Here is a 15,027-nt window from a genome sequence, read left to right as displayed (position 1 = left end):
TTTTCTACGAAGTGTAAACAAGGTTTTCCAATGGTTATGAGACCTTTAGAGTGTCCTCGTGTCGAAGTGGTTTTGGTAGCTAATGTGTGCTAATGTTAAGTTTTGTTAGGTTACGACACAATCAAGGAGCATGAGAATTATGACAACTGTGTTGGTTACCGGGGGAGCCGGATATATCGGCACCCATACCGATGTGGAGCTGCTGAACAAGGGATACGACGTCATCAGCGTCGACAATTACGTCAATTCGGTGCCGGAAGCGCTCGATCGCGTCAAGACCATCACCGGCAAGGAAGTCAAGCGTTACGACGGCGACGTACGCGATGAAGAACTCATGAATCGCATCTTCGACGAGAACGACGTCGACTGGGTCATCCACTTCGCCGGTCTCAAGGCCGTGGGCGAGTCCGTCGCCAAGCCGATCGAGTATTACGACAACAACCTCACCGGTACCATGGTGCTCTTGAAGGCCATGCGCGACCACGACGTCAAGAAGTTCATCTTCTCATCGTCCGCCACCGTCTACGGCGCGGCCGAACACCTGCCGCTCACCGAGGAGAGCCCCGTCGGCGGCACCACCAACCCGTACGGCACCTCCAAACTCTTCCAGGAGCAGATCCTGCGCGATGTCCATGTCGCCGACGATTCCTGGACCATCGTGCTGCTGCGCTACTTCAACCCGGTCGGCGCCCACGAGTCCGGCTTGCTCGGCGAGGATCCGAAGGGCATTCCGGCCAACCTCACCCCGTACATCGCCAAGGTGGCGCTGGGCGAGCTCAAGGAGGTCCAGGTCTACGGCAACGATTACCCGACCCCCGACGGCACCGGCGTGCGCGACTACATCCACGTCGTCGACCTCGCCCGCGGCCACGTCGCGGTAATCGACCACATCAACAAGCCCGGCGTCTACACTTACAATCTTGGCACCGGCCATGGCTACTCCGTCCTCGAGGTCATCAAGGCCTACGAGAAGGCCGCGGGCCACAAGATCCCGTACACCATCAAGCCCCGTCGCCCCGGCGACATCGCGGCCTGCTATGCGGATTCCTCCAAGGCCGAGCGCGAACTTGGCTGGAAGGCAGAGCTCGGCATCGACGAGATGGCCTCCTCGTCCCTGAATTGGCAGACCAAGAATCCGAAGGGCTTCCGCAAGGACTGACGTTTTCTTAGCTAAGCTACTTGGCCGTCACTGTGTTTTACACATAGTGACGGCCAATTCAGTACTCAGATAAAAATCAGGGGCTTCCGGCGTGAACCGAAAGCCCCAAAACGATTACTTACAACGTCGAAACTCTAAGAACTCAGTAGCTATGGGCGCTCAGCCAGTGGTTGTAGGCGCCTTGCACGCTGCCGTAGGTGGTGTTGCAGTAACCCCAGAACCACTTGAGTTGCGTCTGGTAGTTGGTGGCCCAGTCCGCACCGGCGCTCACCATCTTGCCGCCGGGCAGTGCCTGGGGCAGGCCATAGGCTCCGGACGGATTCTGCGCGTTGACGCGCCAGCCGGATTCGTGGCTGATGATGTAGACGGTGGCGGTGAAGTCGGCCTCGGAGCCGCCGTTGGAAAGCAGATAGTCATGCGCCCACTGCTGCATCTCGCCGGCAGGAACGGTGGAACCGATGTTCGCGGCCGCGCTGGAAACGGAGGAGCCGGAGCCCGTGCCTACAAGGATGACCTTGTCGACGGGAGCTTTCTTTACGAATGAAGTGAAAACGTTGGAGGAGATGGTCTTCTTGCCGGCCTTGGTCACCAGGCTCGTGGTCTCCATGACGCCTTCCTGGCCTTCGGACTCGACCTTCTGCTGACCTTTGGGCAGGTCGGAGGTCTCCTTGGTCACGGTGTTGAAACCAATGGCCGCGTCCGAGGTCTCGAGATTCGCGTCGGCGCGCTCGATGGTGATGACGGTGGATTCGTTGACCTTGGTCTTGAGGCTGGGCTTGACGACATCGCCGGTCTCGAGGGTGATGTCGCCCTGGTCGAGCACGGACTTGACGTCGGTGAAGTGGGAACCGACGACTGCGCGGTTCTTGCCGTTGATCTTGACGGTGACGTAGGTGTCGCCGGCCTTGCCGCCGCGAAGGTCTTCTCGGTCGGTGCCGCGGGAGACGCTCAGTGCGTTGGAGTCCGTCGCGGAATACGAGGTGACCCGAGTAAGGGAATCCTGACGTGCATTATGGGAATGGACGACGATAGCGCTGCCGCCCACCAATGCCACAACCGCTAATGCGCCGGCCGCGATCTTCGTCCACTGGCGTTTGCTCAGCGACCTCAAGGTCTTGGTTTGCTTACGGTGGTCAGCCATATGCCTCTAATGCTCCTAGGTAGTCCTACAGTTCTTGGCACGTCGAATCAACAACGTACCGTTCAGTTCTCGCTCAACTCTTTCTCGCGTGTCTCTTACGTGCGAGATGCAACGTCGCAACTTCTCAATCCGCCTTCGCGGGTACATCACTACATCACAAAACAACCACAATTATAACGCACCGCCACGAAAACCACTCGAAAAATTGTCCATAACAGCGGTTTTGTTCTTGAAACGATTATGTATTACTCTGTGAAACGCAGTTATTTTGGCGTTTTGCCGACAGATATGCCGATAGCCAAACATGGTCGACTATCGGCATAATCGTTTTACGTGAAATTGCTCAAGCGCTGCCTGCGACGCGATTGCCGGTCCGAGCAGCGGCTTCCAGATTTCAGGCGTTGGTGCCTTGTTTGGCGTCGACATCAAGGGCGCGGGCCTGCTTGATGACCTCGTCGAGGTCGGAGGCGCGAAGGGCCCCGGCCTGCTTGAAGATGATCTGGCCCTTCTTGGCGATCATCAGGGTGGGGACGGCCTGAATCTCGGCCGCCGTGGCAAGCTCCTGGTTCTGGTCGATGTCGACCTTGCCGAAGACGATGTCGGGGTTGACCTCGCTGGCCTTCTCGTAAACCGGGCCGAAAGCCTTGCACGGGCCGCACCAGGTGGCCCAGAAATCAACGAACACCAGGTCGTTGTTGGTGATGGTCTCTTCAAAGTTTGTTGCCGTCAAAGTCTGCGTTGCCATGTTGTGGCTCCTTCCGCTTGTACGTTGCACCGTCTCGTGGTCGAAAGCCTGCGAACGATGTATCACTCAGTCTCGCAGTAAACCCCAACAAAGCTACGCCAGCGACGAAAAGGCCGTTCGTTTTGCGCATTCGTCAGCCAGAGACACGATAATGGAGCCATGGCAGTCTTGAATGATGAAGTGCCCGACGAGGGCGATTTCGATGCGGGGCGGCATCGTGGCGAATTCGATGGCATCACGCCCGAGGACTTTGTGCGTGGCGGCAGCAACGGCAACCCACCCGGGTGGCTGACGCCGCACGATATCGACGAGGCGCGCGCCAAACTGCCCATCGTCTACGCCGAGGTGGTTCCGGTGCGCACCGACGACATGGGCCGGATTTCGCAGGTCGGCTCCCTGCTGCGCGTACGCGACAGCGGATCCGTGGAACGCACGTTGATCACCGGCCGCATCCTTTTCCACGAGACCATCCGCGAGGCCATCGCGCGCAACATCGCCAAGGACCTGGGCGACCTCGCCCTTCCGATCCTGCCCGCGAGCCTGCAGCCTTTCACCGTGGCCGAGTTCTTCCCGACCCCGGGTATTTCCGAGTTCTACGACCCGCGTCAGCACGCCATCGCGCTGTGCTATGTGGTCCAGATCTCCGGTGACTGCAAGCCGCTCGACCCCGCGTTGGACGTGGAATGGTGCGATGTCGAAAGCAAGCAGCTCGACACGTTCATCGAGCAGATGTCGGGCGGACACGGCCAGATCGTGCGTCGCGCGCTTTCGTGGGCCGGAGTTGGCGAGTAGCCATTGGAATCACGATATCGGGCAATGGTGCAAGTGCGTGGTATCGCGTTTTCTCGCAGACCCGTTGCGTCGATTTGGCATGAGGGATATCGCATGGTACAGAATGTATTGACCGTGATCTTGCGGGTCGACCAGGAAAGAGTGGCATGAATATTCGTATTGGCAATAAAATCTACCGTTCCGGCAAAGGCACGCCGCTGATTCTGTTGCATGCCTTCCCCGTGGATGCCCGGATGTGGGATGATTGCGCCGCAAGCCTGATTCGGTTGGGCGGCGAGCGCGGGATGGCGCCGTTCCCGATCTGGGCGCCCGACACGCCGGGTGCCGGCGACGCGGCGATACCGGATGCCTCAGCCACCGGAGCGCTCGCCGACGACGGCGCTTATGTCGAGGCGATGGACAAGGTGGTCGAAGCCTATGTTTCGATGCTGCACGTCACCGGCCACGAAAAGGCCATTTGGGTAGGCCTTTCGATGGGCGGTTACCTGGCGATGGATATCCAGCGGCTGTTTCCCGGGTCTGTTGCCGGACTTGCCCTGTGCGACACCACCACCCTTGCGGACAGCCACGAGGCTCGCGCGAACCGCCTGAACATCGCCAAAACCTGCGAAGACGACAACACCGTCGAACCGGTGATGCATTTCGCCCGACCGCAGGCAGGTGATTCGAGCATCAAGCGCAGCCCGCATTTCGAGGATCTGCTGTCCGGTTGGATTCGCGATCAACGTCCGGAGGGACTTGCCTGGCGCGAACGCATGGCCGCCGGCCGTGCCGACACCACGGACCTGCTGCCGCATATCACCGCCCCGGCCGCGGTGGTCTGCGGGGAGAACGATCCCTCGAGCCCGCCGGCCAAGATGCGTCCGATCGCCGATGCCATGACCTCCACTTCCGTCGCGTTCACTGCGATTCCGGATTGCGGCCATTTCAGTGCCGTCGAACATCCCGATGCGCTCGCCAACGCTTTGCTGGACCTGGTTCAACGCGTAGAACGACGGTAATGGTGCAAAGACAGATACAGGTATAGGAATAGTCCCACCGGAAAGTTAAAGAGGTTGATATGGCTGCTTCGTTCTCATCGTTGGCGTTGACGCAGGTGCTGCCCTTCCTGCCGCTCGCGCAGGGCGATATCGATTACCAGACCGAACGCAGAAGCGACCCCGATCTGATTGCCGATGTATTGGCACAGCCTTCGACCACCGTCATCTTCGTGCGTGACGGGCTCGTGGCCGTTCCTGACGGGCAGGCGGCACGGGTCGATTTCGAAACCGCGAAGATGCGTTTGGCAGGTGTGCCGGGCCAATACATTTTGCGCGCGCTTACCGGGCAGCCCGGCGAAGGCGCTGACGATGCGAAGGCGCAGGCAAAAGGGGTTGCGGCCAGTGAAGGTGACCCCGGTATCGGCGAAAATATAGGTGACACTATCGATGAAACCGCGAACCGGCTTGGTATCATTCCCGTATTTCTCGGCAGCTACGGTGCCGGCAGCGAACATCCTCAGTCGGTTGTCGCTCTCGATGTCTCGGTTTTTGCCAGCAGGATAAGTGAACCGGATGATGGCGGGAATCCACAAGCCGAACGAAACCAGGTGCTTCAACGTGCCTTGCAACGTTTCGACTGGGTGTCGCTGATAGGGTTCGCCCCGCACGCCTCGGCACGCCAGGCGGGGGAGGCCACCACCGCGGTTGCTTTGAGCAACTGGCACACCTCCCAGAAATACTGCCCGCGCTGCGGTTCCCAGGTCGTGCCGGCCATGGCCGGATGGGCCCAGCGTTGCGTCAACGAAGGCTGCAAGGCTCATCTCTCTCCGCTGTTTGCCCGAATCGAGCCGGCCGTCATCGTCTCCATCGTCGATGGGCAGGGCCGATTGCTGCTGCAGCATAACCGGGCATGGAAGGATCCGTCGCACTATTCGGTGTGTGCGGGGTTCGTCGAGGCCGGCGAAAACCTCGAGCACGCCGTCAAGCGGGAGGTGGCCGAGGAAACGGGGCTTGCGCTCGGCGAGGTGAAGTATCTGGGGAGCCAGCCCTGGCCGTTCCCCGGTTCGCTGATGGTCGCGTTCAAGGCGCGGGCGCTCGGCACGCAGGTCTCGGTGGATGGCGGCGAAACCCTTGATGCCCGTTTCCTCTCCAGAGACGAATTCAGAGAAGCTCTGATTGTCGGCCGGATAGCGGCGCCCGGCAAGGCTACTGTCGCCCGTTATATGATCGAGGAGTGGTACGGGCAGGAACTGTAGTGCGAAAACCGATAATTGTTGTCATCGTAAGTATTTAGATACCGTGTGGTGATCTGTTTAGGCGTTTTGTTTTTCGCTATCTGGTGAACGGCTTCGTTTGACGCTTTCTGCAATGCCGTGACGTCATATCTTTAGGATAATCTTGTACGTCAGTACGCCGAGAAGGGTATGTGGAGGAAGAATGGACAACGTGAACAACAGCGGCAATGAGCCTGAGGCATTGACGAGCGAGCTCAGCCAAGCCGATATTGCCGCACTCGGCATCAGTGCTCAGGCGCAGCATGAAAAGCCGGATAAGCGCCGTCTGGCCATCATCATCGCAGCCGTGGTGCTGGCGGTGCTCGCAGTCGCGTTGATCGCATCGTTCTTCACTGCCCGCTGGTATTACAAAGACAAGGCGGCGCCGGGTGTTCGTCTCGGCAATGTGGCCGTGGCCGGGCAGAACGCCGCGCAATTGAAGCAGACCGTCGATCACGAGGTCCAGAACTCGAAGCTCGCCATCAGCGACGGGCAGGGCAAGAAGGCCACCGCCGGTTTCAAGGATCTGGGCGTGAACGTCGACGTCGATAAGACGGTGCGCAATCTCATGGACGCCAAGGGCGATGGGGCCGGCCGTGTCGTTCCCTTCTCCAAAGCCAGCGTCAAGCTTGTCGCCAAGACGGACGACCTGCCCATCGATACGTACTTGACCAAGACTTTTGTCAAAGACAGCGATCAGGCCGTTCCTTCGAGCGTGGCCTTCGATGGCAACGCCAACAAGTTCGTGGCCAATGCGGGCCATGGAGGGCGCGCCCCCGAAATGTCGGGCGTGAAGAACTCGATCAACACCTTGATCGCGGATCCCGGGCAAACCAAATCCGTCAAAGTGACCTATAAGACCATCGATACCCCCGTCTCCCAAAGCACCGCGGCAACGGCGGCGGACGCGGCGAACAAGCTTCTGGCCAACAAGATCGTCATCGGCAACGGCGACGCCACCCAATTCGAGGTGCCGGTGGCGCAGCTGGCGGCGTGGATCAAGCCCAATACCGATATTGAAAAAGGGCAGATCAGCCTCGGCATCGACAAGGACGCCATCACCAGCTACATCAACAGCGAAATGCCCAAGCAGCTCAACCAGAATATGGTCAGCCAGCAGGACATCGTCGACGGCACCGGCAAGGTGATGCTCACGATGACCAAGGGCGTCAACGGTGTCAAGGTCAAAGACGGCGCTGCGGTGGCCGATCAGGTATACAACGCCATGACCAGCGGCCAGCCGGCCACTATCCAGGAGGCCGCCGACATCACCAAGTTCGACGTCAAGCAGCAGAAGTCCGAGATGCGTATCGTGGTGGACCTCTCCAGCCAGACCGCGACGGTCTACAAGAACGACCAGCAGGTCAAGACCTTCCTCGTCTGCACCGGCGCACCCGGCGGCGACGAAACCGATCTGGGCAATTACTTCATCTACCTGCGTTATGCGGTTCAGACCATGCGCGGGCCGGGCTATGTCTCGCCGAACGTGCGCTGGGTCAGCTACTTCAACGGCGGCGAGGGCTTCCATACCGCCGACTGGAACCCGACGGGCATCGCCAAGGGTGACCCGGCCCACTACGGCTCGCACGGCTGCGTCAACATGAACGTGGGCGACGCTCAGTGGATCTACGACAACTGCCCGCAAGGCACGCTGGTGCAGGTCGTCGGCTCCCAGCCCTCCGGGCCGGTGCGTTAAGGCGGTTCCGTTCGATTCATTTCGATGAATGCTGTTACCAGGCGTCCTGTTTGCTGCTGCAAGCGGGACGCCTGATTGTTTCGCGACATGCAAAACCGGCAAGCGGATGATGCTGTAATCTGTGGGTATGAACGAAAACGATATGAACGATGTTGATAACGACGAGACCGGCAAGGTCGTCGATTCCGCTTCGCAGATGGCCGGTGCAGACTCCAAATCTGCGGCTTTGGACGTGCCCGATCACCTGCAATATTCCGCCGACCACGTCTGGGTCGACGATGCCGACGGGCTGGCCGTCATCGGGCTGACCGAATACGCGGCCTCGCAGATGGGCGAAATCGTCTACGTCGATCTGCCCGAGCCGGACACCCCGGTGCGTGCCGGCGACGAAATCGTGGAAATGGAAAGCGCGAAAACCGTACAGAACCTCATCTCCCCGGTCGAAGGCACCGTCAAATACGTCAACCAGGCCGTCTCCGACGATCCGCAGGTCATCAACAACGACCCGTACGGCGAGGGCTGGATTTTGAAGATCGAGCTGGACGACGACGAACCGGAGCTGATGGACGCGGACCAGTACGCCGCCATGGTTCGTCGCGCGCAATAGTTCCGTGGGTCGACGGCGGCAGATGATGCCGATCGCCGCTTGAATGTGGCTATCGCGCTGCCGTGATTGTGATGAAAATGAATCATGGTGTCGAATGTCGCGTCTTGTGTGCGTCTATTTGTCGCTTTCCCGTGCTTGTTTGGAAGCTCTAGGTAAAAAGTGACAAATAGCGGCCGTAAATGTCACTTTTTACGGAGAGCCTGAGGGCAAGCATGTAAAAAGGGACAAATAGAGGTGGCGGTGAGGGCGGAAAGCCGCTTGAGGCTTTTGCGCCTCGGTTCTTTCGGGCGGTCGTCTCTGGCTTCGCTGGGCGGTGTTGTTCGTTCGATGAGTATAGGCTGGATGCTTATGACTGACGAAACGAACGCTATGGCACGCTCGACGCAAGCCGCCGATACCCCGACCGTTCCGCAGGCCCCGTGCCGGCCGCACCTGCGCACGGTTCACGGCGATACCTTCCGCGATCCCTACGAGTGGATGCGCGACAAGAATTCGCCGGAACTGCAACGCTTCGTACGCGAGGAAAACGAATATTACCGGGCGAGGACGGCCGGTTTCGACGCTCTCAAGCACCGCCTGTTCGAAGAGCTGAAGTCACGGGTCGACGAGACGGACATGTCCGTGCCGACGCGGATGGACGGCTATTGGTATTTCGTGCGCACCCAGGAGGGTCTGCAGTATGGGGTGCAGTGCCGCCTGCCGATCGCCGGGCCGGATGACTGGGATCCCCCGTCGATCGAGGCTGGCGATGCGCCGGGAGGACAGCCGGGAGAACAAATCGTTTTCGATCCGAATATCGAGGCGAAAGGCCACGATTTCTTCCGTTTGGGCGGGCTCGACCTGACCCGTGACGGCCGTTGGCTGCTCTACGGCGTCGACACCGCCGGCAGCGAACGCTATGATTACCGCATCCGTAGCCTCGAGGACGGCCATGAGCTGCCTGAGGTATTCCGCGGCATCGCCGAGGCCTGCTTCACACCTGACGGCAAGTGGGTGTTCTACACGATGCTCGACCAATCGTGGCGACCTTGCGCGGTTCGGCGGCATCGGGTCGGCACGTCCGTCGACGACGACGTTGAGGTGTTCCGCGAAGCCGACGAACACTTCTGGATCGGCGTCGGGCTGAGCTTTGACGAGCGCAACATGGTCATCGGCTGCTCGTCCAAGACGACCAGCGAGGTGCTGATGCTGCCGGTAGATGACCCCGAAGGGGAATTCCGCGCGTTCATCCCACGGCGGGAAGGCGTCGAGTACGATGTCAGTTTCGCGCGGTTCGAAGGCGGCGGGGAAGCCGGGGCCGACATCCCGCTGGCGTTGGTCTATCACAATGCGAACAACCCGAATTTCGAGGTGGATGTGGTCGACCTGAGCGCCCACGAGCCGCCGTATGCGTTGGGCGAGGGCGTGATTGTCGCGCAGGGTTCGCCATACGGCTGCGAGCGCGGCGATGAGGTCGAACCGGGAGCGCGCGAAAAGCCGGTCAATACGCCGTACAACAATCCCGACAACCCCGAAATCCTGCGCGGCGCTCGCGGGCTGGGCATCGAGGGCATCGCGATGTACCGCGATTTCGTCGTGCTGAGTTATCGGAGCGACAGCCTGCCGCATGTGGCGGTGATGGCCAAAAACGAGGCATTGCAAGACTTTCTGGCCCGTCGTCCGTGGCGTTTCCGTGAGCTCAAGCCGGAAGCGGATGGCGAGAGCCGTCATCTGTATTCCATCGGTGCCGGTGGCAATCCTTCATACAACGTGCCGCGCCTGCGCTACTCGTTCGCAAGCTACACGCAACCCGGGCAGCTGCGCGAGCTGGACGTGGCCACCGGCGAGCACAGGCTCTTGAAACGCGCGAAGGTACATGGCGGTTTCGATGCCGCGAACTACCGCGAGCGCCGTATCTGGGTGCGGGTGCGCGACGGCGAGCTCGTGCCGGTTTCCTTGGTCTGGCGGCCGGATCGCTGCAAGGCCATGGCCGCGCTGGGCGAAGATTTCAGCAGGATCGACCTGCTTGATTGCGCGGGCGGGAAAGCCGATAGCCGCAGATCCGGTGGTTCTTCGACGTCCGGCTCCCCGATGTTCATCACCGGTTACGGGGCGTACGAGGCCGACAGCGACCCCGGTTTTTCCGTGGCGCGAATAAGTATGCTCGACCGCGGGGTGCTCTACGCCGTGGTGCATGTGCGTGGCGGCGGGGAGATGGGCCGAGCGTGGTACGAGCAGGGGAGAAGGCTGAATAAACGTAATACGTTTAATGACTTCGTGGACGCCACCAAAGCCTTGCAACAGGCGGGGCTGGCGGATCCGCGCCGCAGCATCGCCAACGGCGGTTCCGCAGGCGGGCTCTTGATGGGTGCTGTGGCGAATATGGCGCCGGAATGCTACGCGGGCATCGAGGCCGACGTGCCGTTCGTCGACGCGCTCACCTCGATTCTCGACCCGTCGCTGCCGCTGACCGTCACCGAGTGGGACGAGTGGGGCGATCCGCTTCACGACAAGAATGTCTACGACTATATGAAGTCGTATTCTCCCTACGAAAACGCGCCGTTCGGTCATTGGCAGGGTGAAGCGGAGGGTACAAGTTCGTCGGCGAATCGCAATAGCAGAAAGCCGGAAAACGACACACGACATTCCGGTGATCGCGAAACCGATGGTAGGGCTTTGCGCTATCCCAAGATTTTCGCCACCACTTCGCTGAACGATACCCGTGTGCTCTATGTCGAACCGCTCAAATGGATCGCCCGCTTGCAGTCGCGGGGTATCGATGCCATCGCGCGCATCGAGGTCGAGGCCGGGCACGGTGGCACTTCCGGGCGCTACAAACAGTGGCAGGAAGTCAGCGACGAGAACGCCTGGTGTCTTCATGCCATGGGAATCGAAGAGTAGCGAGATAATCTCATTCGCTCCCATATCGCTTTCTTGGTGGCACCAAGTTGCCCGAAATTTTGAAAATAGGGGTTGATTCTTTGAATTTCGGCCTGCTTGGTGCACCAAGATGGGTGGAAATGTGTCTTTTGGTGTTGATTCTTCGTTTTTTGGCCTGCTTGGTGCACCAAGTTGCCCGGAATTTTGAGAATGAGGGTTGATTCTTCGTTTTTTGGCCTACTTGGTGGCACCAAGAGCCTCCAGAACGGAAGAAATCGCAGAATCGTTGATGTCCATTTTCCGGACCAAATAGTGGACAGTGCCGAATTCGGGACTAACGTCGCGGCTATGAGCACAAAAAAAACATATCATATCGCCGTCATTCCCGGTGACGGTATTGGCAAGGAAATCATCCCGCCTGCGCAGCAGGTCATGGAGAAGGCCACGCAAGGTGTGGCCGATTTCGAGTACGAGGACTTCGACCTCGGTGCGGAACGCTATCTGCGCGACGGCGCGATCCTGCCCGACGAGGAGCTGGAACGCATCAAGAAGACCGACGCGATCCTGCTCGGCGCCATCGGCGACCCCCGCATTCACGCCGGCGTGCTGGAGCGCGGTCTGCTGCTGAAACTGCGGTTCTCGCTTGACCAGTACGTCAACCTGCGCCCGTCCAAGCTCTACAAGGGCGTCGAATCGCCGCTGAAGAACCCCGGCGACATCGATTTCGTCGTGGTGCGCGAGGGCACTGAGGGCATGTACTGCGGCGTCGGCGGCGCCATCCGCAAGGACACTCCGCAGGAGGTGGCCACGGAGGTCTCCACCAACACCGCGTACGGCGTCGAGCGCGTGGTGCGTTACGCCTTTGACCTGGCGATGAAGCGTCGCAAGCACGTCACGTTGGTCCACAAGAAGAACGTGCTGACCAACGCCGGCGACATGTGGCAGCGCATCGTCGACCGGGTGGGCGCCGAATACCCCGAGGTGAGCCACGACTACCTGCACATCGACGCGACCACCATCTTCCTGGTCACCGAGCCCTCGCGCTTCGACGTGATCCTGACCGACAACCTCTTCGGCGACATCATCACCGACGAGGCGGGCGCCGTGGTCGGCGGCGTCGGCTACTCGGCCTCCGGCTGCATCAACGCCAGCAACGAATACCCCTCGATGTTCGAGCCCATCCACGGTTCCGCTCCCGACATCGCGGGCAAGGGCATCGCCAACCCGACCGCCACCATCCTCTCCACCGCGATGCTGCTGCGTCACCTGGGCATGGATGAGCCAGCCGAGCGCATCGAACAGGTCGTCGAGGCCGATATCGCCGAAAACGCGCAGAAGCAACGCACCACCGACGAAGTCGGCCGGGATATCCTCGCAAGGCTCTGATCGCTGAAACGGGGGTGGTGTACTCGTCGAAACCTCCACGGCGTGATTACCGAATGCGGTAGTGCGATGGCTGAAACCGTTGCAGTCTGGTTGCCGAAATAAGGGTGACACGAGATGAACGCAACTGTTATGGCGTGACTGCCGAAAGATGCTCGGCAATCGCTGAAACCAACGTCTTCGGTCATGCCGTTATTCATGCATTTCGGGCACCTTCCATCAACGAAGGTGCCCGAAATTGCGTTGAAACCAACGGCGTCCGGGTTTCCAGCCGTTTCCCAGCGTTTTCATATGCCGGTCTCGACTCTTGGGGCTAGACTTGAAGACATGAACGATACACCAGATCCACAAGTCGGGCAATCCGGGGCACAAGGCCAGCAAGATTTCGACGTCTCCCAGGGCCAGAGCCAGCAAAGCCAATATGGCGGGGCTCGCGGCCAGTACGAGGGGCAGGGCCAACAGTACGCACAACCCGACTACGGCCGAAGCGGTGCCGCCCAATCCAACCCGCAGCCCGGTTTCGGCCAACAGAACCGCGGGCAACAGCAGTCGTCGCAGCAGCCTGATTATGGTCAGCCGAATTACGGCCAATCTGGCTATGCCCAGCCTAACTACGGCCAACCGGGTTCTGGCCGGTCACAGCAGCCGAATTACGGTCAGCCCGGTTATGCCCAGCCCAACTACGGTCAACAAGGTTACGGCCAACCCGGGTATTCCCAGCCCCAAACCGGCTATGGCTATGCTTCCGGCGGCTACGGCCAGCCCTATTCCGCGCGCAACCAGAACGGTTACCCGCAGGGCCAGCCGTACGCCCCGCAATATGGCCAGCCGCAACCGCTGCCTTACGGCTACCAGCCCAGAAGCAAGATGGCCGCGGGGCTGTTGGGCATCTTTTTGGGATGGCTCGGCGTCCATAATTTCTATCTCGGTTTCTATGGCAAGGCCGTCGCCCAGCTGCTGCTGACCCTGATCGGCTGGGTACTGTTCGGGCTCGGCCCCGTCGCGGCCTTCATCTGGGGTCTGATCGAAGGGGTGCTCATCCTCAGTTCCAACTACGGCTCGCCCTGGCACAGGGACGCCAAAGGCGTAGAACTGCTGGAATAGCAAGGATCCGGTTCCGCGTTAGGTCTTGAAAGAGGCCGAAACCGAACGACGGACATGGTTCCGGGGACGTGGTTGCGGTAGGCGGAGCTTGGTGATTGATGTATTTGTTTTTCATGCGGCGCGGAAACGTCCTCAACGTTTTCCGCGCCGCGCTTTGATATGGTGATTGTTATGCGTGGCGAATACAAGACCCCCGGCGGCAAGCTGGTCGGGGTCGAGGTTGTTGTCGATGAGTCCGGCAAACCGGTAACCTGTACGATCGATGGAGATTTTTTCGTTTTGGGCGACGATGACGCCGCCTGTGCCATGCTTGCGCAGCTGGAGGATTCGCTTATCGCGGGCAGGCCGCTGGCCGGTGTTTTTTCGCACTATCCGTCGCTCAAATTGGTCGGCGCGGACGGTGCTGCGATATCTGCCGCCTACCAAAGGGCTTTGCACAAGGGGCAAAACGGTGCTTCAGACGAAAAGGGCCGTTCAATTCGTGCAAAGGTTGGCGTTGTTGACGTTTCAGACAGATTGACGTCAAATAATGACGCTTTTCACCAACTCTATAAAAAACGTTGGGACGCATTGCGCCCATTAGTGGTGCATGACATTGCGCGAAGCCCTGCCGATCAGATGAAGACGGACGAGGATTGGGCGCGGCAGGTGGCCCGTGGCCAGAGGCCCGCCACACTGCGTTTCTGGCACTGGGCGGAGCCCGCCGTTGTGGTCGGCAGGTTCCAATCCGTTGAGCGTGAGGTCGATGTGCAAGCCGCCAAACAGGAGGGTTTCGACATTGTTCGCCGCAGCACCGGTGGCGGCGCGATGTTCATCGAACCGGGTGACGTCATCACCTACTCCCTCTACGCGCCCAAGGGGTTTGTCGCGTCTCTTGGGGTCAATGAATCGTTCCGTCTGTGCGACCAGTGGGTGATCGATGCGTTGCGTGGTCTCGGTATTGACGCGTTTTTCAGCGGTACCAACGACATCGCCTCGAGTCAGGGCAAGATCGGCGGGGCCGCGCAGCGTCTTTATCCGGCAGCTGACGGCGGGCCGGGAGCGTTGCTGCACCATGTCACCCTTGCCTATGACATCGATGCGCAAAAAATGGGAAGGATACTGAAAACCTCTCCGGAAAAGCTGAGCGACAAAGCCGTCAAATCGGCCGTCAAACGCGTGGCACCCATCAAACGGCAAACGGATGTCCCGTTTGAAACACTTTCCTCTTACCTCGAAACGTATGCCAAACTGAGCTACAATTAAGATAGATTTGAGTTTGACCAGTTTCTAGGCAATGAATTTCTG

General features: G+C 59.8%; 12 protein-coding genes. 10 read left to right on the top strand and 2 right to left on the bottom strand.

The genetic code is table 11. The features are described from left to right. Positions 1-139: 139 nt before the first annotated feature. On the top strand, positions 140-1,159 hold the full coding sequence (gene galE / locus OZX71_RS07310; RefSeq protein WP_277159840.1) for a UDP-glucose 4-epimerase GalE: 1,020 nt from the start codon (positions 140-142) through the stop codon (positions 1,157-1,159). A gap of 142 nt (positions 1,160-1,301) precedes the next feature. Here the strand turns inward: galE and OZX71_RS07305 are convergent, their stop codons facing one another. Together OZX71_RS07305 and trxA are read right to left on the bottom strand one after the other, a co-directional pair. Continuing rightward, positions 1,302-2,300 (bottom strand): G5 domain-containing protein, encoded by a 999-nt coding sequence (locus tag OZX71_RS07305; RefSeq protein ID WP_277159839.1) that lies wholly within the window; start codon positions 2,298-2,300, stop codon positions 1,302-1,304. A 394-nt stretch (positions 2,301-2,694) separates the two neighbouring features. After that, positions 2,695-3,045 (bottom strand): thioredoxin, encoded by a 351-nt coding sequence (gene trxA, locus OZX71_RS07300; RefSeq protein ID WP_277159838.1) that lies wholly within the window; start codon positions 3,043-3,045, stop codon positions 2,695-2,697. Between the two features lie 159 nt (positions 3,046-3,204). On the opposite strand from trxA, the gene OZX71_RS07295 reads away from it, so the two are divergent. From OZX71_RS07295 to OZX71_RS07255, 9 genes are all read left to right on the top strand, one after another. Further along, a complete protein-coding gene (locus tag OZX71_RS07295; protein WP_277146214.1) occupies positions 3,205-3,837 on the top strand; it encodes an NUDIX hydrolase family protein in 633 nt (210 codons plus the stop codon). A gap of 146 nt (positions 3,838-3,983) precedes the next feature. After that, positions 3,984-4,838 (top strand): alpha/beta hydrolase, encoded by an 855-nt coding sequence (locus OZX71_RS07290; protein WP_277146215.1) that lies wholly within the window; start codon positions 3,984-3,986, stop codon positions 4,836-4,838. Positions 4,839-4,897: 59 nt separating this feature from the next. Further along, positions 4,898-6,073, top strand: a complete 1,176-nt coding sequence (gene nudC / locus OZX71_RS07285) for an NAD(+) diphosphatase (protein ID WP_277159837.1) — start codon at positions 4,898-4,900, stop codon at positions 6,071-6,073. Between the two features lie 181 nt (positions 6,074-6,254). Then, entirely contained in the window at positions 6,255-7,787 is a 1,533-nt protein-coding gene (locus OZX71_RS07280) for a L,D-transpeptidase (RefSeq protein ID WP_277159836.1), read from the top strand. A 196-nt stretch (positions 7,788-7,983) separates the two neighbouring features. After that, on the top strand, positions 7,984-8,394 hold the full coding sequence (gcvH, locus tag OZX71_RS07275) for a glycine cleavage system protein GcvH (protein WP_277160689.1): 411 nt from the start codon (positions 7,984-7,986) through the stop codon (positions 8,392-8,394). A gap of 348 nt (positions 8,395-8,742) precedes the next feature. Beyond that, complete coding sequence (locus tag OZX71_RS07270) at positions 8,743-11,274, top strand: S9 family peptidase (RefSeq protein ID WP_277159835.1); 2,532 nt, start codon at positions 8,743-8,745, stop codon at positions 11,272-11,274. 327 nt (positions 11,275-11,601) lie between these two features. Next, positions 11,602-12,639 (top strand): 3-isopropylmalate dehydrogenase, encoded by a 1,038-nt coding sequence (locus tag OZX71_RS07265; protein ID WP_277159834.1) that lies wholly within the window; start codon positions 11,602-11,604, stop codon positions 12,637-12,639. A gap of 324 nt (positions 12,640-12,963) precedes the next feature. After that, positions 12,964-13,740, top strand: a complete 777-nt coding sequence (locus OZX71_RS07260; protein ID WP_277159833.1) for a TM2 domain-containing protein — start codon at positions 12,964-12,966, stop codon at positions 13,738-13,740. A gap of 162 nt (positions 13,741-13,902) precedes the next feature. Beyond that, positions 13,903-14,985 carry a lipoate--protein ligase family protein gene (locus OZX71_RS07255; protein ID WP_277160688.1) on the top strand — a complete coding sequence of 361 codons (1,083 nt, stop codon included), beginning with the start codon at positions 13,903-13,905 and terminating at the stop codon, positions 14,983-14,985. Positions 14,986-15,027 lie beyond the last annotated feature (42 nt).

It is taken from the genome of Bifidobacterium sp. ESL0764 (assembly GCF_029395515.1).
Taxonomy (GTDB): Bacteria; Actinomycetota; Actinomycetes; order Actinomycetales; family Bifidobacteriaceae; genus Bifidobacterium.
The sequence above is the reverse complement of the archived record's forward strand: the minus strand, read 5'-3'. Positions and strand labels throughout refer to the sequence as shown.